The sequence below is a fragment of the Amycolatopsis sp. NPDC021455 genome, assembly GCF_040640995.1.
Taxonomy (GTDB): domain Bacteria; phylum Actinomycetota; class Actinomycetes; order Mycobacteriales; family Pseudonocardiaceae; genus Amycolatopsis.
This window is the reverse complement of sequence record NZ_JBFACT010000073.1, coordinates 1-22,059: the sequence shown is the minus strand read 5'-3', so window position 1 is coordinate 22,059 and position 22,059 is coordinate 1. Positions and strand designations below refer to the sequence as shown.

At 71.4% G+C, this 22,059-nt stretch carries 23 protein-coding genes and 1 pseudogene; 13 read left to right on the top strand and 11 right to left on the bottom strand.

Annotation, left to right across the window (positions count from 1 at the left end; genetic code table 11):
* Window positions 1-18: 18 nt before the first annotated feature.
* Window positions 19-801 (bottom strand): hypothetical protein, encoded by a 783-nt coding sequence (locus AB0G28_RS41890; protein ID WP_361103010.1) that lies wholly within the window; start codon window positions 799-801, stop codon window positions 19-21.
* A gap of 647 nt (window positions 802-1,448) precedes the next feature.
* Here AB0G28_RS41890 and AB0G28_RS41885 point away from each other — a divergent pair.
* Window positions 1,449-2,675 (top strand): NAD(P)/FAD-dependent oxidoreductase, encoded by a 1,227-nt coding sequence (locus AB0G28_RS41885; protein WP_361103008.1) that lies wholly within the window; start codon window positions 1,449-1,451, stop codon window positions 2,673-2,675.
* A gap of 208 nt (window positions 2,676-2,883) precedes the next feature.
* Window positions 2,884-3,642 (top strand): SDR family oxidoreductase, encoded by a 759-nt coding sequence (locus AB0G28_RS41880; protein ID WP_361103006.1) that lies wholly within the window; start codon window positions 2,884-2,886, stop codon window positions 3,640-3,642.
* Between the two features lie 87 nt (window positions 3,643-3,729).
* On the opposite strand, the gene AB0G28_RS41875 is transcribed toward AB0G28_RS41880, so the two are convergent.
* Both AB0G28_RS41875 and AB0G28_RS41870 read right to left on the bottom strand, forming a co-directional pair.
* Window positions 3,730-4,203, bottom strand: a complete 474-nt coding sequence (locus tag AB0G28_RS41875; RefSeq protein ID WP_361103004.1) for an SRPBCC family protein — start codon at window positions 4,201-4,203, stop codon at window positions 3,730-3,732.
* A gap of 59 nt (window positions 4,204-4,262) precedes the next feature.
* Window positions 4,263-5,153, bottom strand: a complete 891-nt coding sequence (locus AB0G28_RS41870) for an AraC family transcriptional regulator (protein ID WP_361103002.1) — start codon at window positions 5,151-5,153, stop codon at window positions 4,263-4,265.
* Between the two features lie 126 nt (window positions 5,154-5,279).
* Between AB0G28_RS41870 and AB0G28_RS41865 the strand changes: the two genes are divergently transcribed.
* A complete protein-coding gene (locus tag AB0G28_RS41865) occupies window positions 5,280-6,023 on the top strand; it encodes an SDR family oxidoreductase (RefSeq protein WP_361103000.1) in 744 nt (247 codons plus the stop codon).
* 454 nt (window positions 6,024-6,477) lie between these two features.
* Here AB0G28_RS41865 and AB0G28_RS41860 read toward each other — a convergent pair whose 3' ends face one another.
* Complete coding sequence (locus tag AB0G28_RS41860) at window positions 6,478-7,515, bottom strand: alpha/beta fold hydrolase (RefSeq protein WP_361102998.1); 1,038 nt, start codon at window positions 7,513-7,515, stop codon at window positions 6,478-6,480.
* Between the two features lie 133 nt (window positions 7,516-7,648).
* Here AB0G28_RS41860 and AB0G28_RS41855 point away from each other — a divergent pair, with 133 nt between their 5' ends.
* The 5 genes from AB0G28_RS41855 (at window position 7,649) to AB0G28_RS41835 (ending at window position 11,364) form a co-directional block, all read left to right on the top strand.
* On the top strand, window positions 7,649-8,308 hold the full coding sequence (locus AB0G28_RS41855) for a class I SAM-dependent methyltransferase (protein WP_361102996.1): 660 nt from the start codon (window positions 7,649-7,651) through the stop codon (window positions 8,306-8,308).
* A gap of 372 nt (window positions 8,309-8,680) precedes the next feature.
* Entirely contained in the window at window positions 8,681-9,724 is a 1,044-nt protein-coding gene (locus tag AB0G28_RS41850) for an RICIN domain-containing protein (protein ID WP_361102994.1), read from the top strand.
* Between the two features lie 101 nt (window positions 9,725-9,825).
* Window positions 9,826-10,356, top strand: coding sequence for a SigE family RNA polymerase sigma factor (locus tag AB0G28_RS41845; protein WP_361102992.1), 531 nt, complete (start codon window positions 9,826-9,828; stop codon window positions 10,354-10,356).
* Window positions 10,353-11,153, top strand: a complete 801-nt coding sequence (locus AB0G28_RS41840; protein ID WP_361102990.1) for a hypothetical protein — start codon at window positions 10,353-10,355, stop codon at window positions 11,151-11,153. Before AB0G28_RS41845 ends, AB0G28_RS41840 begins: the two co-directional genes overlap by 4 nt.
* Before the next feature lie 82 nt (window positions 11,154-11,235).
* On the top strand, window positions 11,236-11,364 hold the full coding sequence (locus AB0G28_RS41835) for a hypothetical protein (RefSeq protein WP_361102988.1): 129 nt from the start codon (window positions 11,236-11,238) through the stop codon (window positions 11,362-11,364).
* Between the two features lie 4 nt (window positions 11,365-11,368).
* Here the strand turns inward: AB0G28_RS41835 and AB0G28_RS41830 are convergent, their stop codons facing one another.
* Window positions 11,369-12,151, bottom strand: coding sequence for an MBL fold metallo-hydrolase (locus tag AB0G28_RS41830; protein ID WP_361102986.1), 783 nt, complete (start codon window positions 12,149-12,151; stop codon window positions 11,369-11,371).
* 127 nt (window positions 12,152-12,278) lie between these two features.
* Between AB0G28_RS41830 and AB0G28_RS41825 the strand changes: the two genes are divergently transcribed.
* Entirely contained in the window at window positions 12,279-13,127 is an 849-nt protein-coding gene (locus AB0G28_RS41825; RefSeq protein ID WP_361102984.1) for an AraC family transcriptional regulator, read from the top strand.
* A gap of 161 nt (window positions 13,128-13,288) precedes the next feature.
* On the opposite strand, the gene AB0G28_RS41820 is transcribed toward AB0G28_RS41825, so the two are convergent.
* From AB0G28_RS41820 to AB0G28_RS41805, 4 genes are all read right to left on the bottom strand, one after another.
* Window positions 13,289-14,116: an alpha/beta hydrolase gene (locus AB0G28_RS41820; protein ID WP_361102982.1), complete on the bottom strand. Its 828-nt coding sequence runs from the start codon at window positions 14,114-14,116 to the stop codon at window positions 13,289-13,291.
* Between the two features lie 121 nt (window positions 14,117-14,237).
* Entirely contained in the window at window positions 14,238-15,152 is a 915-nt protein-coding gene (locus AB0G28_RS41815; protein ID WP_361102980.1) for a sulfite exporter TauE/SafE family protein, read from the bottom strand.
* 85 nt (window positions 15,153-15,237) lie between these two features.
* Entirely contained in the window at window positions 15,238-15,594 is a 357-nt protein-coding gene (locus tag AB0G28_RS41810) for a cupin domain-containing protein (RefSeq protein WP_361102978.1), read from the bottom strand.
* Window positions 15,591-16,439, bottom strand: a complete 849-nt coding sequence (locus tag AB0G28_RS41805) for an alpha/beta hydrolase (protein ID WP_361102976.1) — start codon at window positions 16,437-16,439, stop codon at window positions 15,591-15,593. Before AB0G28_RS41805 ends, AB0G28_RS41810 begins: the two co-directional genes overlap by 4 nt.
* Before the next feature lie 176 nt (window positions 16,440-16,615).
* Between AB0G28_RS41805 and AB0G28_RS41800 the strand changes: the two genes are divergently transcribed.
* Both AB0G28_RS41800 and AB0G28_RS41795 read left to right on the top strand, forming a co-directional pair.
* Complete coding sequence (locus AB0G28_RS41800; protein WP_361102974.1) at window positions 16,616-16,972, top strand: response regulator transcription factor; 357 nt, start codon at window positions 16,616-16,618, stop codon at window positions 16,970-16,972.
* Between the two features lie 13 nt (window positions 16,973-16,985).
* Entirely contained in the window at window positions 16,986-17,678 is a 693-nt protein-coding gene (locus AB0G28_RS41795; RefSeq protein WP_361103048.1) for a response regulator transcription factor, read from the top strand.
* Here AB0G28_RS41795 and AB0G28_RS41790 read toward each other — a convergent pair.
* Both AB0G28_RS41790 and AB0G28_RS41785 read right to left on the bottom strand, forming a co-directional pair.
* A complete protein-coding gene (locus tag AB0G28_RS41790) occupies window positions 17,675-19,837 on the bottom strand; it encodes a GAF domain-containing sensor histidine kinase (protein ID WP_361102972.1) in 2,163 nt (720 codons plus the stop codon). The two genes, AB0G28_RS41795 and AB0G28_RS41790, sit on opposite strands and share 4 nt — an antisense overlap.
* A gap of 113 nt (window positions 19,838-19,950) precedes the next feature.
* Window positions 19,951-20,517 (bottom strand): TetR/AcrR family transcriptional regulator, encoded by a 567-nt coding sequence (locus AB0G28_RS41785; protein WP_361102970.1) that lies wholly within the window; start codon window positions 20,515-20,517, stop codon window positions 19,951-19,953.
* Between the two features lie 61 nt (window positions 20,518-20,578).
* Between AB0G28_RS41785 and AB0G28_RS41780 the strand changes: the two genes are divergently transcribed.
* Together AB0G28_RS41780 and AB0G28_RS41775 are read left to right on the top strand one after the other, a co-directional pair.
* Window positions 20,579-21,475 (top strand): alpha/beta fold hydrolase, encoded by an 897-nt coding sequence (locus AB0G28_RS41780; RefSeq protein WP_361102969.1) that lies wholly within the window; start codon window positions 20,579-20,581, stop codon window positions 21,473-21,475.
* 219 nt (window positions 21,476-21,694) lie between these two features.
* A pseudogene (locus AB0G28_RS41775) lies at window positions 21,695-22,059 on the top strand (IS5/IS1182 family transposase); the annotation flags it as partial.

Sequence of the window (22,059 nt, the reverse complement as noted above, 5' to 3'; positions counted from 1 at the left end):
ACGCAGCAGGAGCGGTGTTCAGCCCGCACCGATGACGTCCAGCAGCGTGGTGGCGGGCTCGAGCGCCGAGAGCGTAGTGGCCCCTGCCAGGAGTAGCAGCAGGCATGCGGTCAGAGCCGAGACGACACCGAGTGTGGTGTGCATGAATCTGACGCGGGTGGCGCCCGGGTCGCCGGTGATACGCCGCTTCCAGAAATAAGCGCTCGCCAGGCCGGTTGCCACCATCAGCGTGGCGGAAATCGCCACCATGACCCAGTGGTATCGCTCGATCTCGCCGAGAAATATCGTCAGCGCGGGGGAACCGGCATGCGGGCCGGCCGATTCCGTCAGCCCTTCGTGCATCTCACTCAAAACCTGGGCGAGTTTTCCGTCGGCGGTTGTGCCGGGTAGCAGCCCCAGCAACCCGACCAGCGGTACGGCGGTCACCTCGATGTTCACCATCAACACTCCCATGGCGAGGACCGTCAACACCGCGGCGGCCGTGGCGACCGCCGCGTACCAGGGCCGGGCTCGCAGGTATCGCTGCCACAGCGCGGTGGTGAGCAAGGCGAAGACGATGACCGCCAGCGCGCTGATCGCCACTTTGATCGCATGCCATTGGAACCAGTAGTCGACCAGTGTCGTCAGGCGGGCGGGGAACGCCGGGGTTCCGCTTCGCCAATACTCGACGAGAGCACTTCCGAAGGCATCCTGCAATTGCGTGTAATCGTAAGCCCCGAAGGTCGGCTTCAGAAGGGCGGCGGGGGCGAGCACGAATGTCGCCACCAAAGCTGCGGCGGCCGCCAGCAGCAGCCCGATCACGGCTCTCGAATGCAGTCGAACAGTTTTGCGGTCGGAACCTGGTGGCGTGATCGGTCGAAATCGCATGGGACGACGGTAGAGAAGGGCCGCTCGGAGCGCGATGGTGCAGGAGCTAGCACAACCGGGTGAGGCTGCGCTACCCGTGCGGTATAGCCGGCTCTACCTCAGGTCGAGCGGATCCACGCCCAGTGGTGGCCGGCAAGCTGAGAAAGCCTCTTGTCGTGCCGCGATCCGCGCCTGGGCTGTCCGCCGCGGTCAAGCGTTGGCACCCGGTGGCGGGGCGACAGCGGGGCGTGGTGTCGAGGGCGCGGCTGACTCGGCCTTGTCGCGCGCGGTCCGGAACGGATCCGGCGCGATCTCGTCCGATCGATCGCGACGCCGCCGCCGTCAGTTCGCCGCTCGACGACCCGCCTGCGGCCGAGGCCGGCGCGACCGGCACTCCCGCGCGCGCCGCGGCAGCGCCGCCCCGCCCACCTTGCGAAGGACGCCTGGACCACCCGCGCCGACGACCACCCGGCGGCCGAGGCGGATTCGCGAAACCGCCGAACCCGGCGGCCGTGTGACCCCGCCGGACGGCCTCGCCTGGTTTAGCCTGGTCCGCGGCTGTACCCGGGTTGACGCGGGGGCCTCGAGGCGAGGGGAGCGGGATGACCAAGGCGCTGATCATCGGCGGGGGCGTCGCGGGCCCGGTCGCGGCCATGGCCCTGCAGAAGGCGGGCATCGATTCCGTCGTCTGCGAGGCCCGCGGGACGGACACGGACGACGTCGGCGCGTTCATGACGATCATGAACAACGGCTTCGACGCGCTGCACGCGATCGAGGCCGACAAGCCGGTGCTGGAGGCGTCGTTCCCGGCGGATCGCGCGGTGTTCTGGAGCGGCTCGGGCCGGCGGCTGGGCGAGGCACCCATCGGGGGCGGTCCGGCCGGTGGGTACGGGCCGCACAACATCAAGCGGGCCGAGCTGTACCGGGTGCTGCACGAGGAGGCCGTCGGGCGCGGGATCGAGATCGAGCGCGGTGAGCGGCTCGACGACGTCGACGTCGAGGCCGAGCGTGGGGTGGCGGCGATCTTCGAGGACGGCTCCCGGCGGGAAGCCGAGCTGCTGATCGGCGCCGACGGTGTCCATTCGGCGACCCGGGTGCTCATCGATCCGCGGGCGCCCGAGCCGCGGTACACCGGGACGGTCGTGTTGTGCGGTTATGCGCGGCAGGCGCCGGTCGATCCGATGCCGGGTGCGTACCGGATGATCTATGGCAAGCGGGTTTTCTTCGCCTACACGACCGCGCCCGACGGGGAGACGTGGTGGTTCGTGAACCTGCCGCGGCCGGAGCTGTCGAAGGTGGAGCTGGCCTCGACGTCGGTGGCGGAGTGGAAGCGGCAGGCGACGGCGTTGCTGCGCGACGACCGCTCGCCGGCGGCGGCGATCGTCGAGGCATCGGAGCAGATCCGGGCGAGCAACGGCTACGACATCGCTTCGACGCCGAGGTGGCACGCGGGCCGGATGGTGCTGGTCGGCGACGCGGCGCATGCGGCGGCGCCGAACGCCGGGCACGGTGCGTCGATGGCGATGGAGGACGCGGTCGTGCTGGCCAAGTGCTTGCGTGACGCGCCCGAGCCGGGTGCGGCGTTCCGGGCGTATGAAGCGCTGCGCCGGGAGCGGGTCGAGCGGCTGGTGGCGACCAGCGCGAAGATGGGCGGCACGGCCACCCCCGGCCCGATCAAGCGGCTCATCCGGGACGTGGCGATTTCGAAACGGCTCAAGGGCGGGCCGCGCAACACCGCGGCGTGGCTGACCCAGCACCACATCGACTGGCTGAGCCCGGTAGCGCTTGGTTCACCGAGTGGCGATGAGGGGCCTCTGACGTCGGGCTGACGCGGTGACCTGGTGGATCGAGCGACAGCGGCAGCGCGGTTCGCCGGGCTTCCCGGTCTTTGCGCTGAGCGCAATGATTACCTGCCGATTTTCCCATTGCTGTCAGGTCCGTCGCCAAGAGAAGCTGGTCTGGCCTCCATCGCTCAGGCGGGCTGGTCGCGCGTTTCGACCGCCGCTCGTTCCTCCCTTTCATCCAGGAGATCCGACCATGACTCGTATCGCACTCGTGACCGGTGGCAACCGGGGTATCGGCCGCGCCGCCGCCGACGCACTCGCCGACGATGGCACCGACGTCATCCTCACCTACCGCGCCAACCCGGACGAAGCCGAGGACGTGGTCGGCAAGCTCGTGGCTCGCGGTCGCACCGCGGCCGCCCTGCCCCTCGACCTCACCCGGCCCGAGACCTTCCCGGCCTTCGCCGAGCAGCTTCGCGCGCACCTGCGGAACCGTTGGGAGACAGACCGGTTCGACATCCTCGTGAACAACGCGGGGTTCGACAAGCTGACCCCGTTCGGCCAGACCACCGTCGACGTCATCGACGCTCTCTACGCCGTGCACGTCCGGGGCCCGATCCTGCTCACCGAACTCCTGGCTCCCATGGTCCGCCAGGGCGGCCGGATCCTGTTCACCTCGAGCGGCCTGACCCGCTACGCCGCCAACCCGGCGTACTCCGTCTACGCCGCCATGAAGGGAGCCATCGAGGTCTACACGAAGTACGCCGCGAAAGTGCTGGGGCCACGTGCCATCACCGTCAACGCTCTCGCGCCCGGTGCGACCGCGACCGATTTCGCCGGCGGTGTCATCCGCGACGACGACGAGTACCGGGCCATGGTCACGGCCAATCACGCGTCGGGCCGGGTCGGGGAGCCGGAAGACGTCGGCAACGCCGTCCGGGCCATCACCGCCGAGGCGGCGTCGTGGATCACCGCGCAGCGCATCGAAGCGTCCGGCGGCCAGAGTCTGTGACCGGGAAGCCGTGCCTTCGCTGAATGTCGAAAGTGGACGGACGCCCACCGCGCGAGCCGCCTTGGCCGCCGCGCCCCGTCTTCGCGGTCAGTCGCTGAACCCGGCGCCGGGGTCCGGGCGCACCGGTACCCCGGCGGCGTGGTCGGCCAGCCCGGTCGCCATGTCGTGCATGAAGCGGCGCAGGTATCGCTGGAGGAACCAGCGCATTCCCCAGCGGGCCGAATAGGTGCCGTGCCACCGGATCCGCATTCGGCCGCCGGGCAGCTCCGTCAGTTCGACCGCGGCCCGGTAGCCGGTCAGCTGCGGGTTTTCGACGCCCTCGTAGGCGAACCGGCGTTCCGGCTCAAGCGCGGTGATGCGCTCCTTGGTGACGACCTTTCCGGTCCGGAACGCGCGCACCGCGCCGACGCCGTCCCGGCCGTCGGGGGAGAGGCCGGTCGACTGCGCGGTCTCCAGGGCGTCGACGCGGGACCAGGCCGGCCAGCTGTGGGCGTCGAGCAACAGGGCCCACACGGCCGCGGGCGGTGCCGCGGACTCGGCGGTGACGTCGTAGGACTGCATGGAGACAGGCTAGGGCCGGTGCTGTTCACCGGCCCAGGCCCGGAATTGCGGTGTGCCGGTCAGGAATTGCGGTAGGCCGACGGACGGGTTCCGGTGTGGCGCGCGAACGCGGCCGACAGGGCGCCCGGGCTGGTGAAGCCGCACCGCGGGGCGATCCGGTCGAGCGTCAGGTCGGTTTCGCGCAGCAGCCGCTTCGCCTCGTCGACCCGCAATCCGGTGAGGAACCGGTGCGGGGTCTGTCCGGTCGCGGCCCGGAACACCCGGACGAGGTGGTAGACCGACAGGTGCACCTCGTCGGCGAGGTCGGCCAGGGTGATCGGCTCGGCCAGCCGCTCGCGCAGGAACGCGACGGCCGCGCGCACGCGGGCGTCCTCCCGGGCCGGGGGCCGGCCGGCTCGGAGCCGGCCGTGCCGGGTCAGCAGGTGCATGGTCAGGAAGGCCGCCGCGGTCTCGGCGTACAGGTCGTCGGCCGGGCCCGGGGAGCCGAGCGCCCGGACCGTTTCCTCGAGCAGCGGGTCGCCGGTGGCGACGGAGGCGGCCATGGCCTCGAAGTCCGGGATGCCGCCACCCAGTCGCGCCACGGCGGAGTCGACGGTGTCGCGCGGGATGTGCACCTGGACGCTGCGCATGTCCGGGTCGCCGTGGTAGCGGCGGATGGTGGCCTGGTGCGGGATGCCGAGCTGGACTCGGCCGGGGAGCCAACGAGTGTGGACGGCCCGGCCGCCGTCACGCGTCTCCATGTCGGCCCGCCCGGAGACCGGCAGTACCAGGTGCAGGTCGGCCGCGGCGGGCAGCGCCATGTCCTCGGCCACCGGGACGTGCTCGAACCGCTGCACGAGCAAGGAGCGCCAGCCCGCGTCCTCCCAGCTGCAGAACGTCCGCCGGACGAAGCGCTCCGTCTCGAAACCGGAATACGGGCGCAGGTCGAACCGGGCCGAGTCGAACACCATGATCCCGAGGTTACCCACGGCCCACCGCGAACCCCGCCGATCACCGGGAGCAAGAAGCCCGACCGGTCGCACTGTGAGGTCGTTCACACGTGGTCACAGCCGAGTGGAAAGCGGTGTCTGGTGGGCATGACGAACAGGGAACAGACCTCGGTGCTGATCACCGGAGGCAACAAGGGACTCGGTTTCGAAGCGGCCCGGCGGCTCGGGGAGCGGGGCTGGACGATCTTCCTCGGCTCCCGGGACGAAGGCCGGGGCCAGGCGGCCGCCGACAAGCTGGCTGCCGGTGGCGCGAACGTGGTCATGGTCCCGCTGGACGTGACCTCGGACGAGTCGGTGGCCGACGCCGTCCGGCTCGTGCGGAAGCACACCGACCGGCTGGACGTGCTGATCAACAACGCCGGCGCACCAGGAAACGCTGTCCCACCCGCGGAGGCGACGGCCGAGGAGATCCATTCCGTCTACGACACCAACGTGTACGGGCCGGTCAGGGTCACGCACGCGTTCCTCCCCCTGCTGGCCGCGGCGGACAATCCACGGGTGGTGATGGTGTCCAGCGCCGTGGGTTCCTTCGCGGTCATGGCCGATCCGACGCAGCCCGCCTCGAAAATGCACGAGCTCGCCTACAGCTCGTCGAAAGCGGCGCTGAACATGATCACCGTCCGCTACGCCCAGGCGCTCCCGAACATCAAGTTCAACGCCATCACCCCCGGCGAGGTCGCCAACCGCAAGTTCGCCGCCACCGACATGAACAACCACACCGGCCAGCTGACGGTCACCGAGGGCACCGACCCGATCATCGAACTCGCGACGCTCGACGCCGACGGACCGACCGGGATCTTCATCGATCGCCTCGGCCCCGTTTCCTGGTAACCGCAAGCCGGCCCGGAGGCTGGGCCACGGAGAACCTCGGCGGACACAGCAGGGCCGGCGGCCGGCGCGCCCCGGCCCTGCGTGGCTACCTCAGCAGTTCGGGCCGCTGTACGGGTTGTAGAACGTCCGGGCTCCGCCCAAATCGGAGCCGGCCGCGTAGACGTGGACGGTGACCGCCCAGACCCCGCAGCCGCGGGTGTCTTCGCCGGAGAAGGCGCCCCACGTCGTTTTCGAGCCGTACCCGCCGCTGTTCGCGGTCCTTGCCCCACACCCCTCATCGCCACGGTCTCGACCGCCGTTATCGCGTTCGGCGAACGGCTCCGATGATCAAGGAACAGCTGCCGGTAATCGTGAACCGCCGGAGATCATGTTCTTCGGTTGCGCTGCAGGACCGGCAGGGAGTCGGCGACAGCGACGCAACCGCCACCACCGGCAGCCGTGACTTCGGGTCGAGTCAAAGCAGCCCGGCGGTGGCGGCGTGCGCGGCGGCCGCCGCTCGCGACGACACACCCAGCTTGGTGCGGATGTTCGACACGTGGCGGTGCGCGGTGTGGGCGCTGATCCCGAGCCGGCGCGCGATCTCCTGGTCGCTCGACCCTTGCGCGACCAGACGCAGCACATCGAGTTCGCGTTCGGAGAGCTCGTGGCGTGGCGAGCCGGCCCGGCGGGCGGGCCGGCCCGCGCCGAGGAACTCCCGCACGGCGTGGACGAGCCCTTCCACGTCCCCGCGCCAGGGCAGGTGGTCGGTGCCGTCGAGCGGCACGAAGCCGGCGCCTGGGATGCGGGCGGCGACGTCCTGGCCCAGGGCGAACGGGATCGCGCGATCGTCGCGGCGGTGCAGGACGAGCGTCGGCACCTCGATCGTGCCCGGCTGGTCTCGGACGTCGAACGCGTACACCGCCGCGAGCGAGCGCGCCGCTTTCTCCGCGGTGAGGCTTGCGCGCTGGAACCGGACGAACTCGTCGCGTTCCGCTGCGGTCGCGGTCGGCAGGAACAGGTCGGCGAGCACCCGGGATCCCACGCCCCAGTGCCGTCCGACGACCGCCAGCAGGGAATCGCGGGCCTCCGGCGTGGCGATGTCGGCGCCGCGGAGGTAGCTGCCGTAGAGGACGAGCCGCTCCACGCGGCCGGGGTGGGCCGCCGCGTACGCGATCGCGGCGCAGCCGCCGGACGAACCACCGAACAGGCTCACCTTCTCCCCGGCCGCGTCGACGACGGCGCTCAACGCGGCCACTTCTTCCGCGAGCGACGTGGCCAGCGGCCCGGCCGCGTCGGACATGCCGACGCCGGGCCGGTCGTAGCGGACGAGGGTGAACCGGTCGCCGAGCAGGCCGGCGAACCGGCGGAACGACGGGTTCCGCCAGTCCAGTTCGAGGTGCCCGCACCACCAGCCGCCGACGACCAGCGGTGGTCCTGCGCCGACGGTCGCGTAGGCGAGGGGGCGATCGTTGGGGCCACCTGTGAACCGCACGAGCTGGTCTGGTCCCGGCATTCCTCGAGCGTAGGCCGTGGCCCGGACCCGCGTGGCCCGTTCCGGCCAGCCTCCGGAATGGCACGAGCGGGTGATGCGGTGGGCGGCCGGTGGCTGATGTGCTGCGTCGCATCGGCGGTGTGAAGGAGGAACGATGGCCGGAGGGGACAGCGTGGGGGTACGGGACGGGCTCTGGGCACGGTTCGGGGCGGCACTGTACGAGCCGTTCCTGCGCCGGGGGGAGCGGCTCGGCATGGCGGGCCGGCGCGGGGACCTGCTGAGGCGCGCGCATGGCCAGGTGGTCGAGATCGGGGCGGGGACCGGGCTCAACGTCGGGCACTACCCCGCGACGGCGGAGGTCGTGCTGACCGAGCCCGCACCGGCGATGTACCGGCGACTCGAAAAGCGCGTGGCGGGCCGCACCGGGATGCGGCTGGTGCGGGCCCGGGCGGATGTGCTGCCGATGGCGGACGCGAGCGTCGACACGGTCGTGTCGACGCTGGTCCTCTGCACGGTGCCCGACGTCGATCGTGTGCTGGCCGAGCTCGTGCGGGTGCTGCGGCCCGGTGGGCGGCTGCTGTTCTGCGAGCACGTGCGTGCCGAGGACCCGAAACCGGCGCGCAGGCAGACGCGGCTGGCGGGGCCGTGGGCGGCGTTCGCGCAGGGCTGCCGGTGCGATCGCGACACCGTTGCGCTTCTCAAGCAGCGGTTCGACATCGAGGACCTGGGCACGGCGCGGTGGCGAGGGATGCCTTCGGTGGTGCACCCGCTGATCATCGGGTCGGCGACACCCGGCCCTCGGCTGTCTGCATAGGACACGGCGGCGCGCGGTGCCCGGCGGCTCCTGGACCTCGGCACCGCCTGACGGGAAGGCACTCATCCGCCGGGCGGGCCGACCCGCTCCCGGCTTCTGCCGGGGCACGCTCGATCGGGCCGGTTCTGCCGGACAGGAGCACCAGGCACGGCGAAGCGCGGGCCTCGCCGAGGGCGTCGCGGAGCTGAACCGGTCTCCGAGCCCGCGGGCGGAAACCTTTCCGGGCGCGGCGGCAACCAGGGGGGAGAGCCGAGGCCGGGACGGGCCGGCCCGGCGGGCCCGAGGAGTGCTGCTTTGCGAAAGACCAGGTCCACTGGTGCCCGGCACGCCGGTACCGTGCCACCGGGACGCCGGCGGCACCGTGGCCGCTGGATGGCGATCGCCCTGGCGGTGGGTGTTCCCGCGCTCGTGGTTCCCTGTCTGGCGCTGACCCGGGACGGCTCCGAGCCGGTGCAGGTGGACTCGGCCGCCTACTACCAGTTCGTCTCGGCGCGCGACGACACCGCCCTGGCCGTGGCCGCGGGCGACGCCGCGGACGGGGCCCGGATCCAGCCGGAGAAACGCGCCGCCGGCGCCGCGAGCCAGCAGTGGCAGCTGAAGCCGCTGGGAGGCGGCTACTGCCTGCTGGTCAACCACAACAGCGGAAAGGTGCTGGGGATCCGCGGCTCCGCCACGGCGGCGGCCGATGTCGAACAGCAGCCGGACACCGGCGCCACCACCCAGCAATGGCAGCTGCGCGACGTCGGCGGCGGGGCGGTGAAGATCGTCTCGCGCGACGGGGCGAGGGTCCTGAGCGTGACCGGCGGCACCGACCGCCGTGTGGTCGCCCAGCCCGCCGACCGGGGCAGCGCCGACCAGCGGTGGAACCTGGCGAAAGCCGCCACCCCGGCCAAACCGGCGGCCCCCGCGGTGGCCGCGGGCGGCGGCACCGTGGCGTGGACCGCGTCGGGCCGGGTGCCGCACTTCTCCACGGACCAGGGCGCGAGCTGGACGGTGTCCGCCGGCCTGCCTTCGGGCGCGACCGTGGTGGCCGACCGCGCCGCGGCCGGCACCTTCCACGCCCTCAGCGGCGCCACCTTGTTCGACGGCACTGACGGCGCCAAGAGCTTCACCGCCCGCGCCGGCGGGCTTCCGCACTCCACCGACGGTGGAGCGAGTTTCAGCAGGCCGCGTGGGGTCCAGGTGGCCGCCGCCGTCGGCTTCGGCAAGTCCGCGCCCGGTGCGAGCTACCCTGTGCGCTACCCCGTCCGCACGGTCGGCGGTGTCACCGGGATCTTCCGGTCCGCCGACGGTGGCGGTGCCTGGCCGCGGGTCGACGGCGACCTGCACCAGTACGGCGGGGGCGCCGGCTCCGGCGTCATCACCGGCGACCTGGACGAGTACGGCCGCGGCGTGCTGTACGGCGAGCCGTCATGACCTGCACCGGGCCGGTGTCCGCGCCGGCCCGGCCGCGGGTCGCCACTGGTACGTTGCCGCCTGGGACGGGGGCATGGGCAGGGAGAGGACAGCCGGGACACATGCTCCTCGATGACACGTCGGCGGAGTTCCACGACTTCTTCGAACGGCACTACGCCGAGCTGGGGCGGCTGTCCTACCTGCTGACCGGCGAAGCGGACGCTTCCGACGACCTGGCGGCCGACGCCCTGGTCGCCTTGTGGCAGCGCTGGGACCGGCTGCGTGAGGCCGAGCACCCGCTCGCGTACGCCCGTGGTGTCGTGGCGAACCTGGCCAGGGAACGCGTCCGTAGCGCGACGCGTGAGCGCCGCCGGGTCGCGCTGTTCTGGTCACGGGGCCCGCAGCCGGTGGCGGGTCCGGACGTGGCCGCCGTGGTGGACGTCCGGGCGGCCCTGGACCGGCTGCCCTTCGGGAAGCGGGCCTGCGTCGTCCTCCGGCACGCCTTCGACCTGTCGGAAAAGGACACCGCGCGAGCACTGGGCATCTCGGTCGGCGCGGTGAAGAGCCAGACCTCCAAGGGGCTGGCCGAACTGGAACGCGTGCTCGGGGTGCACGCGGTCAAGGACATGGCGGCGGAGAAGGGAAGCCGGTGAACGAAGAGATCGGCAGGCGGCTGCGCGAGGCCGCCGAGGCCCACCAGCCCGACCGCGACCGGATGCTGGCCCGCGTCCACCGCGGCATGGCCGGCACCACCGCCCCTCCGCCGCGGCCGGGCATCGCGAGGTCCTGGCCCAAGGTGGTGCTCGCCGGCTCCGCCGCGGCGGGCATCCTGGTCGTCGCCGGCCTCGCCGTCGCCGGAAGCGCCCAGACCGCGCCGGCGCGCCCGGACGGCGAGACCACGCTCTCCGTCCCGAGCCCGACGGAAGCGCCCAGCGCCACGCAGTCCCTCACGGGCGGTCCGGCATCGCCGCCCGCGACGGCGAATCCGAACCGGACGACCACGGGCCGTCCGTCGTCGAGCACCCCGCCCCCGGCCGGCCCGGCGGGAAACCGGGTCTCGGACGGGCCGCTGTCGGCACAGGGCGCCGTCGACCCGCACAGCACCGTCTACTGGGCCCAGAGCGCCCTCACCCTCGACACCACCCGCCCCCTGACCGCACTGGTCGTGGAAGTGCGCGTCACGCAGACCGGGGGTGTGCGGAGCACCGGCCAGTGGCAGACCGGGCCCGCCGACGACTTCACCGTCACCGCGCAGGAGAGCGGCGGCGCGTTGGTGTACCGCTGGGAGCTCAAGCCGGGCCGGACCATCCCGGCCGCGCACCAGATCTTCGCCGCCCAATACAACCACGCCGCCGGTTCGCGCCGCGCCGACGCCGACACGTATCGCGTGCAAGCCACCGCCGCCGACGGCGCCCACACGGTGCAGGGTGGCTTCACCCCGGCGGGCTGAGGACGGTCCGCCGGGCATCGTGCACCAGGCCGATGAGACGCTTCGGCATCTCGCGGTGAGGGCCCGTCCGGGTGACTTCGCAGTGCGGGCCGCGGTCTTCGACCGCCTGGATCCGGAGCAGGTCCGGGTGTTCGGCGAAGTGTGCGAGATCGTCCTGGCGGGACTGTCCGATCCGGACCGTCCCGCGGCCGAGCTGCCCTGGCGGCGCTGACGGATCAGGCGTGTCCGGCACCGAAGAGGTACCGGTTGGCGATGTCGATGAGGAACGGGCTGCCGTAGCCGGGGTAGCGGTCCACGATGGCCTTCTTGTAGGCCTCGCCGTCGTCGCCGAGCAGTTCGGCCGCGTCGGCCAGGTACTGGGTGATCCGGTCGTAGACCTCGGGCCCGGCGGGGGTGCCGTGCCCGACGAGGACGGTGTCGTAGCCGGTTTCGCCCGCGAGCCGTTCGATCGCCTTCTGCCAGCCCGCGATGTCGTTGTTGCCCAGGAACAGGTGGATGTCGTGGTACACGAGGTCCTGGGCGACGAGGACACCCTGCTCCGGCAGCTTGATCACCAGCTCGTCGGTGGCTTCGCCGCCGGTGTAGGCCTCGAAGACGAACGGCACGCCGTCGATGACCTCGGTGCCGGGCTCGATGACCACGGTCGGGGTGATGTCGGCGGCCGGCACGACGGCGCCGGTCGGGTCCTGGCTGTCGCCCAGCGCGGCGATCTGGTCGCGGACCACGGAAAGGGCGTGCACCGGCGCGCCGAACCGGGCGGCGCCGGTGAAGTGGTCGGGGTGGGCGTGGGTGACGATCACCCGGTCCAGTGGCTTGCCCAGGCCCCGTGCGTAGGCCGCCACCTCGTCGGCGTAGGCCAGCACGAACTGCGCGTCGACGACGACGACCTGCGCGGGGGTCTCGATCAGCTGCGTGGTGACGTGCACGCTGTCGTCCGGCGCCATGTAGCTGTGGATGCGGACCGCGCCCTTGTCGATGATCGTGACACTGCCGTTCACGGCGATCACTCCTCCTGGTCGGACGGCGTCGGTGTCGCCGTCGTGGTGACCACTTTCGTCGCCAGACCCCCAGGCAGGCGAGATACGCTGCAGACCTGGCATGGTCAGAACCGGACACGGAGGTGTGATGCCGGACGAGCCGATCCCCAGCCTCGGATTCCACCCGCCGGACGCGGGCGTCCCCGGCTTCGAGATCGTCGACCTGGCCACCCTGCACGCCCGGATGCGGCGGCCCGGCGGCCTCCACCGCGTCGACTTCCACTCGCTCACGCTGGTCACCGCGGGAACCGGGACCCGCACCGTCGACTTCGTGACCCACCCCTGCCGTCCCGGCACACTGCTGTGGGTGCGGCCCGGCCAGGTGCAAGGCTTCGGTGACATCGGCACGGCGGACGGCGCGCACCTGATGTTCACCCCGGCCTTCCCGCCGGCGTTCAGCGGCGTCGAGCGCGTGGTCGGCGCGTGGTCCGGCCCGGTCTGCCGTCAGCTGGGCACCAGCCCGGACCACGCCGTGGTGGCGGACTTCATGGGCCGGCTGCGTGCGGAGTTCGACCGTCCACCGGAGACCGTTTCGCCCGAGATCCTCCGGTTGCAGCTTGCCGTGCTGCTCCTGCACGTCGACCGGCTGCCCGGCCCGGGGACCGATCCCCGGGCCGGTGGTGAGATCTACACGCGGTTCCGCGCCGAGCTCGAACGCCGGTACGCCACGGTCCGCCGCGCGGAGGACTACGCGCAGCGTCTCGGCTATTCCGTCCGGACCCTGAGCCGCGCCTGCCTGGCCGCCACGGGGCAGCCGGTCAAGCAGGTCATCGACGGCCGCGTGGTGCTGGAGGCGCAGCGGTTGCTCGCCCACACCGGCGAACCGGTCGCGGTCATCGCCCGCCGGCTCGGCTTCAGCGAGCCCACCAATTTCGGGAAGTTCTTCACCCGCCGCGCCGGGGTCACGCCGGGCGAATTCCGCGACGCGCACCGCTGATCACGGCACCGGTTGCCGAAGCCGCCGAACGGCGGTTACCGGATCGTGAACGCGAAGTCGGGCCTGGCGCTGACCGGCACCCACCCGTTGGGCAGTCTGTCGGCGCGCCCACCAGGTCGAGGCTGTCGCTGATCCGCGGGATGCGATTGCGGGGATTCGGCTCAGGACTTGATGAAGTCGAGCAGGTCGTTGTTGAAGGTGTCCTTGTAGGCGGTGGTCTGGGCCAGGCCGTGCGGGGCGCCGGGATAGACCTTCAGAGTCGCGTTCGGGATGATCTTCGCTGATTTCAGTGCCGCGGCGGCGATGGGGACGATCTGGTCGTCGTCGCCGTGGATGATCAGGGTCGGCACGTCGAACTTCTTGAGGTCCTCGGTGGTGTCGGTCTCGGAGAAGGCTTTGATGCAGTCGTAGGCTCCTTTCTCGCCCACGGTCATGCTCAGCAGCCAGAACGAATCGCGCAGGCCCTGGGACACGGTGCTGCCCGTGCGGTTGGCGCCGTAGAAGGGCTCGCTGAGGTCCTGGTAGAACTGGGACCGGTCGGCGGTCAGCCTGGCCCGTAGGCCGTCGAAGACTTCCAGGGGCTGGCCCTCGGGGTTGGCGCTCGTCTTGAGCATCAGCGGCGGGATCGCGCTGAGCAGCACCGCCTTGGCCACCCGGGAGGTGCCGTGGCGGCCGATGTAGCGGGCGACCTCCCCGCCGCCGGTGGAGTGGCCGACCAGGACCGCGTCGTGCAGGTCGAGGGCGTCGATGACCGCGGCCAGGTCGTCGGCGTAGGTGTCGAGGTTGTTGCCGTCCCAGGGCTGGCCGGACCGGCCGCCGCCACGGCGGTCGTGCGCGATGGCGCGGTAGCCGTGGGAGGCCAGCAGGAACAGCTGATCATCCCAGGCGTCGGCGGTCAGGGGCCAGCCGTGGCTGAAGACGACCGGCCGGCCGGCTCCCCAGTCCTTGTAGAAGATCTCCGTGCCGTCGGCGGTGGTGACAGTGCCCATCGTTCTCTCCTTCTTTCGTGATTGCCGGGAACCAGGCCGTTCCCGGCGGGTCCGCGCCCGTGCCGGGCGCGGGCGTCCCTTGATGCCGAGGCAGGGACAGGGGCGAGGTCGCCTGATGTGCTCACCGGTGACTCGGCGACCGCTCGGTGGCCGCTGCCTGGATCCGCTGGGCGGCTAGCGCCTTGATGACCAGCTGGACGGCGACGGCCAGCAGCAGCGCCGCGAACAAGATTCCCGACAGGGCGGGAGGGATCACCAGCGCGGCGTACACGGCTGGTACCGAGGCGGCGGCGGCCGCGGTACCGACGACCAGCCCGGCGCGGACATCGACCAGGCCGCTACGCCGGCTCGTCACGGTGCCGGCCACGCCGGCCGGGATGCTGACCAGCAGCGCCGTGCCCTTCGCGATCAGGTCGCTGACGGCGAAGCCGGAGATCAGGAGCGGCACGGCGATGATCCCGCCGCCGATGCCGAACAGGCCGGAGGCGATCCCGACCACCAGGCCGACGCCGACATAGCCGAGCGCTACCCCTGCTGTCAGGTGGACCGGGTGGCCGCGCTCGGGCGCGACGGCCAGCAGGCGGACCGCGTTCGCGAGGACGAAGGCGATGAACAGCCACCGCAGCCAGGCCAGCGGCAGGCGCCGCAGCAGCTGGCTGCCGGCGACCGCTCCGGCGACCACGCCCGGCGCCAGTAGGGCGGCGCCTGCGATGCTGACGGCGCCGTGAGCCAAGTAGGTGGCCGAACCGACGACGGCGGCGGGGATGACGGCCACCAGCGAGGTCGCCGCGGCCTGCCGCTGGCCGAGATGGGCGCGCCACATCAGCAGGGGAACCATCAAGATACCGCCACCGATCGCGAACAGCCCGGACAGCACACCCCCGATTGCTCCGATCGCGGCCAGGGTGGCCCAATACCCGCGGCCGCGCCCCGGCGGTCCACTGGGCAATCGCGCGGAAGCAGCCGGCGCCGCAGTCGCCTCATCGCCCCGCCCCGGGGCGGCAGAGTCGCCCGGACCATTCCCTGCTGTGCTCATCGACTGCTCCTCATCAGGTCAGCCGCTTCCGGAAGCGATGTCCGCGATCAGGGTCGGCGGTGATCGGCGTGGATGTACTTCGTCGTCATGGCTTGGTGAACACGGCCAGTGGCTTTCCCGGTTCGACGAGGTAGGTGGAAAGCATGCGGCCCGTTCCGGGGCCGAGGTCCGTGGCGTTGTGCGGCGTCTCGGGCGGGATCAGGAAGCCGTCGCCGGCGTGCAGGGTGAGCGTGTGCCGGGCCTGGATCTCCATGCGCACGGTGCCGGCCACGATGAAGCCGACCTCTTCACCGGGATGCCGGTGCCAGCCGGACTGCACGCCGGCCGGGATCTCGGTGAGCACCTGGACGATCTCGCGGCCGGGGATCGAGGACGCGGCGCGCTGCAGTTCGGTGCGCTTGAGTGTCCCGGCGAGGTCATCGCGGGAGCCGGGGCCGGTCATGGCGTCGGCGCGGTGCCGCGCAGGAAGGCGAGCAGCTCGCGGTTGACTTCTTCGGCATGGGTGATGCCCATGACGTGCGGGCCACCGTCGATTTCGGCATACCGCGCCGCGGGCAGCGCGGCGTGCAGCCGACGGCCCTGACCGTTGATCGGCAGGATCCGGTCGGCGGTGCCGTGCAGGATCAGCGTCGGGATGTCGATCTTGGTGATGTCGTCGCCGAAGTCCACCAGCCAGCCGGGCGGGCACGCCCAGGTCGCCCATGGTGAGGCATCGGCACCGGCGTTCCAGACGGCGCGAACGGTCTGTTCGCTCACCCGTTTGCCGAGGTAGTCGTCGAGGTTGAGCAGGTTCTCGACCAGCCCGGTCAGCCAGGCGAACCGGTCGTCGAGGATCGCCTTCTGCACGCCGGCCACCCCGGCCTGGTCGACGCCCTCGGGGTTTTCGCCGGACTTGGCAAACGACGGCGCCAGGGTCTCGATGAAGACGCAGCTTCTCAGCCGTCCCGTGCCGTGGGTGCCGATGTAGCGGGCCAGCTCGCCAGTGCCCAGCGAGAAGCCGATCAGCGTCACCTCGCGGAGATCGAGCTTGGTCAGCAGCTGGTGGAGATCATCGGCCAGGGCGTCGAAGTCATAGCCCTCGGTTGGCCGGCTCGATCGGCCGAACCCGCGGCGGTCGTAGGCGACAACGCGATGCCCCACTTCCAGGAGGGGGTGAATTTGCGGTTCCCAGGACCGGCTGTCCAGCGGCCAGCCGGCCAGCAGGACGACCGGGTCGCCGCTTCCGTGGTCCTCGTAGTACAGCTCGATCGGGGTGGAATTTTCCTGGCCGACGGTCATGGTGCCCATGGCGCCCTCCTGGGAAGCTCGCTTTCCCGGGCAGCCTGTCAGCGGGGCGCGGCCCTGCCCAGACCCCCTGGCCCGACGGCACAGTCGTGCTCACCCGCGAGTGAACTACGGCCGGCCCGCCGAGATTTCCGGCCAGCCCTACCTCGCCAAGCCAACCAGGCTGGAAAGATGTGGCCATGCCCCGGTCGGTTCTCGTCGTCGACGATGACTCGTCCTTTCGTCAGCTTGCGATCGGGCTCCTGCGCTCATGGGGTCATGATGTCGTCGGGGAAGCCGGCAGTATCGCGGAGGCAGTGGAGCGAGTTACCGAGCTCCGTCCCGACACCGTGCTGATCGACGTCGGGCTACCGGACGGCGACGGTTTCCAGTTGACCGCGCGCATGCAGCTGATGTCGTGGCAGCCCCGAGTGCTGCTGATTTCGTCCGATTCCGGCGCGGCCACCGATTCCGAGGCCCGGCAGGCGGGCGCTGTCGGCTTCGTCCCGAAGACCGACATGGCCGGATCGCAGTTCCGCCGGATGCTCGATGGGTGAGACGGACCGCGCCGTGCGCGTGGTCGTCGGCGAGGACGATGTCCTGATGCGTGAGGGAATCGTGCGCCTGCTGGCGGAGGCAGGGCTCGAGGTCCTGGCCCAGGCCGGGGACGCCGAAGACCTGTTCCGCAAGGTGCTGGCCTACCGTCCGGACGTCGTCATCGTGGATGTCCAGATGCCTCCTCACCGAGGCGATGACGGGCTGGTCGCGGCCATGGAGCTGCGACACCGCCGGCCCACGCTCGGGGTTCTGGTCCTCTCGCAGTTCAACGAGGAGTCCTATGCCCTGGACCTCATCGGGGACCGGCCCGAAGGGGTGGGCTACCTGCTCAAGGAGCGGGTCGGGGATGTCGAGACGTTCGTCAGCGCGATCCGGCGGGTCGCGTCCGGGGGGACCGCCCTGGACGCCGCGGTCGTGCGCCGCATGCTGGGCCGCGATCGCCGGGACGACCCGCTGCGTCAGCTCACGGCCCGCGAGCGGGCCGTGCTCGCCGTGATGGCCGAGGGTAAGTCGAATGCCGGCGTCGCCGCGACGCTCGCCATCAGCGAGGCGGCCGTGGAAAAGCACGTGACCGCCATCTTCCGCAAGCTCGACATCGGCGCCGGAAGCACCGGACATCGCCGGGTCCTCGCCGTACTGGCCTACGTGCGCAACGCCGGGCCACGCTTGCAGGCCCGCGCAGAGGATCGGCCGCCTGGCGGCTAATGGGGCATTCCCGGCGTGGGCGGGAGCGGCTCGCCAACCGGCACCGTAGCCTCCACCGTCGTCCCCATACCCACTGGGCTGATGATGCGAAGCGCGCCGCCGCGTGCCTCGACCCGGTCGAAGAGCCCGGTCAGACCAGAGCCCATTCCGGCCTGAGCTCCGCCGACCCCGTCGTCACCCACCTCGATGCGCACCGCGCCGTCGCTGAGGCCGGCGCGAACCCAGGTGCGGCTGGCGCGGGCGTGCTTGACGACGTTGGTCAGCGCCTCGGCCACGACAAAATAGGCGGTGGTCTCGATCTCCGGGGGCAGCCGGGGCATATCGACAACAGCGTCCACCGGCAGCGGCAGGTCAGCAAGCAACGACTCCACTCCGCCGCGCAAGCCCTTGCGGGTCAGCCCCGCCGGGAGAATCCCGCTGACGAGCTCACGCAGTTGATCAGTAGCGCGCTGAGCGTGCTTGAGTGCTTCCTCGACACGGTCGACGCCGGCCTGCACATCGTGATCGGCGAGTGACTGCCGGGCCAGCTTCAAGGTGATGACCGTCTGGACCAGACGCTGCTGCGCACCGTCATGAACGTCACGCTGCAGCCGCCGCCGCGTCTCGTCGGCCGTCGACAGGACCCGGGCGCGCGAGGCGATCAGCTGCGCGCGGCTCGCCGCGTTGCTCACCGCGGTGCCGGCCAAATTGGCGAACTGCTGAAGACGATCCTCGACCCCGCGCACCAGCGGCCCGTCGGCCGAGGTGGCGGTGAGCATTCCCCACACGCGGCTCTCCAGCGCGATCGGTGCGGCGACCGCGGCGGTCAGGCCGAACTCCCGGGCAAGGGCAGCGTCGGGTTCGACGCCGTAGTCGTCCACGCGCACCGGGCGCCCCGTCCGCCGGACGCGGTCGGGCAACGTGCCGGACGCGTAGGCGATGCGCGTCCCGGGCGGCGCAGGACCGCCGCTGCGGCTCACCACCACCAGCGCCGCGTCCTCCTCGAAGCGGACGAGTGTCATCGGCTGGCCGCCGAGAAGCTGCTGAGCTTCGGCAGCCACCGCCGCGAAGATCGTGTCCGGCGGTCCGCCGCGGGCCACCTGTTCGGCGACGCGCAGCAGCGCCGCCTGCTCGTCAGCCAGCGCCTGGACGTCGGCACGCGCCTGGGAACTGGCAATCGCCGTGCCGGCCAGCTCGGCGAAACGCGAAAGCTGTTCTTCGATCCGAGGCGGCAAAGCCCCCCTCCCAGCTGCCACCAGAGCGCCCCACAGCCGGTCCTCGGCCAGGACCGGCGCCGCAGCGCTCGACGAATACCCCTGGCTCGCGGCCAGCCGCGGCCACGCGCCCGACATGGCCGTCAGCTGGTCGGTGCGGGCCGGCCGCCGGGTTCGCCAGACGCGCTGGGTGGCGCCGTCACCGTCGCCCGAGGCACGCATCCCCACGGTCACGCCGTCCGGCGGGTCGTGGATCGCCACCACCTCGGTCGCTCCGTCAGGCTCAAAGCGCAACAACGTGGTGAAGGCGACGCCGACCAGGCGCGAAGCCTCGGTGACCACCGCCTCGAGCACCTCATCCGGCGGGGCGTCGTGTACCGCGAGCTCGGCCACCCGCCGCAGCGCGGCCTGCTCGGCCGCGAGCTGCTCAAGCTCCTCGCGGCTCTGCTCGTTGGCGATCGCGATGGCCAGCAGTTCGGTGAACGCTGCCAGCTGGTTCTCTGTCCCGGGCGGGAGCTCCTGGTCGTTCGCCGAACCGACGGCGGTAAGACCCCACACGGTTCCGTCGACGATGACCGGCGCACCGACTGACGATCGCCAGCCCCAGCCGCGGATCATCTCGGCCAGCGAACCCGAGGAGCCCGTGTAACTCCTGATCCGGCCCGGACGCTTGCCGTCCCAGATCAGCCGGGCCAGGGTGCCGGAGCCGAACGGGTGCCGGACCCCGATGCTCTGGTACCCGTCGGACTCGTTCCAGCGCCCGATCATGGTCACCGTCTCGTCGTCGTGCAACCGCACGAGGGCCGCGTCGGTCGCGGAGATCAGCAGGCCCACCTCGGTCACCAGTGCCTCGAAGACCTCAGCACGAGCGGCGCCCCGCGCCACCAGCGTCGCCACTCGCCGCAAGGCCACATGCTCGGCAGCCGAACGCCGAAGATCGCCGGGATTCTTCGTGGTCGGTTCCATGGGCTCATCCGGAGGTGCCGGGCCCAGCGCCCACTTCGGTCACTCCAGCGACAGTACTCATCGCCAGGCCGGGCGACCAGATACAAGCTCCCCGCGGCGTGAGCCAGGAGCAGTCAGGGTGGGGAGTTGCGGTGTGCGCCGATCCTGACGAGGTGGTGGTCGAGCAGTGCTGTGGCGGCGGCGGCGTTGTGGTGGCCCAGCAGGAGGGCGTTGGTCAGGCCACTGAGCAGGGCGAGCAGGGTGTCGGCCTCCTCGGTGGGGTCCAGGGCTGGGATCTCGTCGGTGATCCGCGCGGCGAGGGTGTCACGGAGCATGGTGTTGCCCTCGCGGAACCGGGCTGCCAGTGCGGGATCGTTGAGCGCGCGGAAGAAGAAAGCGTTGGCGACCAACGACTCCGTGCGGCTGTCCTCGTCCACTGGCAGCAGCGCCAGCAGCAACCCGCGTAGCGTCGGTGGCTGCGGGCTGATCCGCTGTTCGACCCGGGCGCGCAGGTAGCCGGTTGCGTATCGGAGCATCTCCTGCTTGCTGCCGAAGTAGTGCTGGACCATGCCCTTGGACACGCCGGCCTCGACCGCGACCTCGCCGAGGCTGACCGCCTCCAGGCCGCCGGTACTGGCGATGCGCCACAGCGCCGCGACGATCTCCCGCCGGCGTTGGTCATGGTCGACTCGTTTGGGCATCGGCACCTGCTTGGTGAACGGTTTACAATCCGATCGTATCGCAAACCACGGAGGTGAGCTCATGCGGATCGGCGGGTTCCGGTCAGCGCAGGCGAAAACCGCGTTCGACGCGGTCTACGACGCCGGCATGCGCGCCCTGCCCGAGCCGGTGGCCACGTACGACGTGGCGACCGGTTTCGGTTCGGTCCGGGTGTACCGCTTCGGCCCGGCAGACGGGTCGCCGATGGTGCTGCTGCCCGGCCGCGCCGGCACCGCCGTCATGTGGCGGCCCAACCTTTCCGCGTTCGCCGCCCGCCACCCCGTGTACGCGGTGGACCTGCTCGGCGAGCCTGGACGCAGTGTTCAGACCAGGCCGTTGCGCGACGCGGCCGACCAGGCGGTCTGGTTGGAGGCCGTGCTGGGCGCGCTGGACCTGCGCTCGGTCCACCTCGTAGGAGTGTCTTTCGGTGGTTGGATCGCCTGCAACCTGGCGGTGCGCGCGCCCAGCCGGTTGGCCTCGGTGAGCCTGCTGGACCCGGTGCGCACCCTGGGCCACCTCCCCGCCGCGATGCTCTGGCGCACGATGCTGGCCGGCCTGCCGGTGATCTCCCGCTGGACCCGGCCGGCGTTTCTGAGCTGGATCTCCGGCGGCGTGTCAGTGCCGGCCGACGACCCGGTCGCGGCGGTGATCGACGCGGGCATCCGCGACTACCGGATCGGCGCGCCGCCACCCGAGTACTTCACCGACGAACAACTGCACTCCATCCGCATCCCGGTGCTCGCACTGATCGCCGGACGCAGCGTCATCCACCGCGCCCCGGCCGCACTCGCCAGAGCCCGCACGCTGATCCCTCAGGTACAAGCCGAATTGTGGCCCGACGCCTCCCACGCCCTCTCGGCAGAGTCCGCCGACGAGGTCAACGCGCGAGTACTGCGCTTCGTCGACGCCGTCACCACAAGCGCACCATCCCCGAGCTGACCCCATTGGGGACTTTTCATCCTGATTGTGCTGGTCAGGGGTGTTGACGGTGCTGGTTGTGGTTGTCTCGTAACGGGGTTGGGGACGGGACCTGGCTGGCCGGGGAACGTGGCGGAGCCCCCGCATGTTGATCAAGTCGTGACTCAAGAAGGAACATGCGGGGGCTCCGCACCCACTGTCTCACACCCCACCACCACGCCGATCTCCTACCGCAGCGCGTTGCCGGTCTCGGCAGCCACGATCAGCTGGCTGGCCGGCCTGATCACCGCACACCGGACAAAGATCGGGTCCCGCTGGCGCAAGGTCACCCCCACCCAGCAGGCGGTGCTGGTGCTGGCGATGCTGCGCAAGGACGAGCGGCTCCTGGATCTGGCCGGCCCGAACGGGATCTCGCCCGCCACGCTGCGGCGCTGGCTGCTGGAGGTGATCGGCCTGCTGTCCGGCCGGGCCACCCGGCTCAACCGGGTGCTGCGGCGGCTGGCCGCGCGGGGGCAGGTGGTGGTGCTGGCCGACGGCACCCTGATCCGCACCCGCCGCCGCACCGGCCCGGCGAACCGGGCCCACTACAGCGGCAAGCACAAACA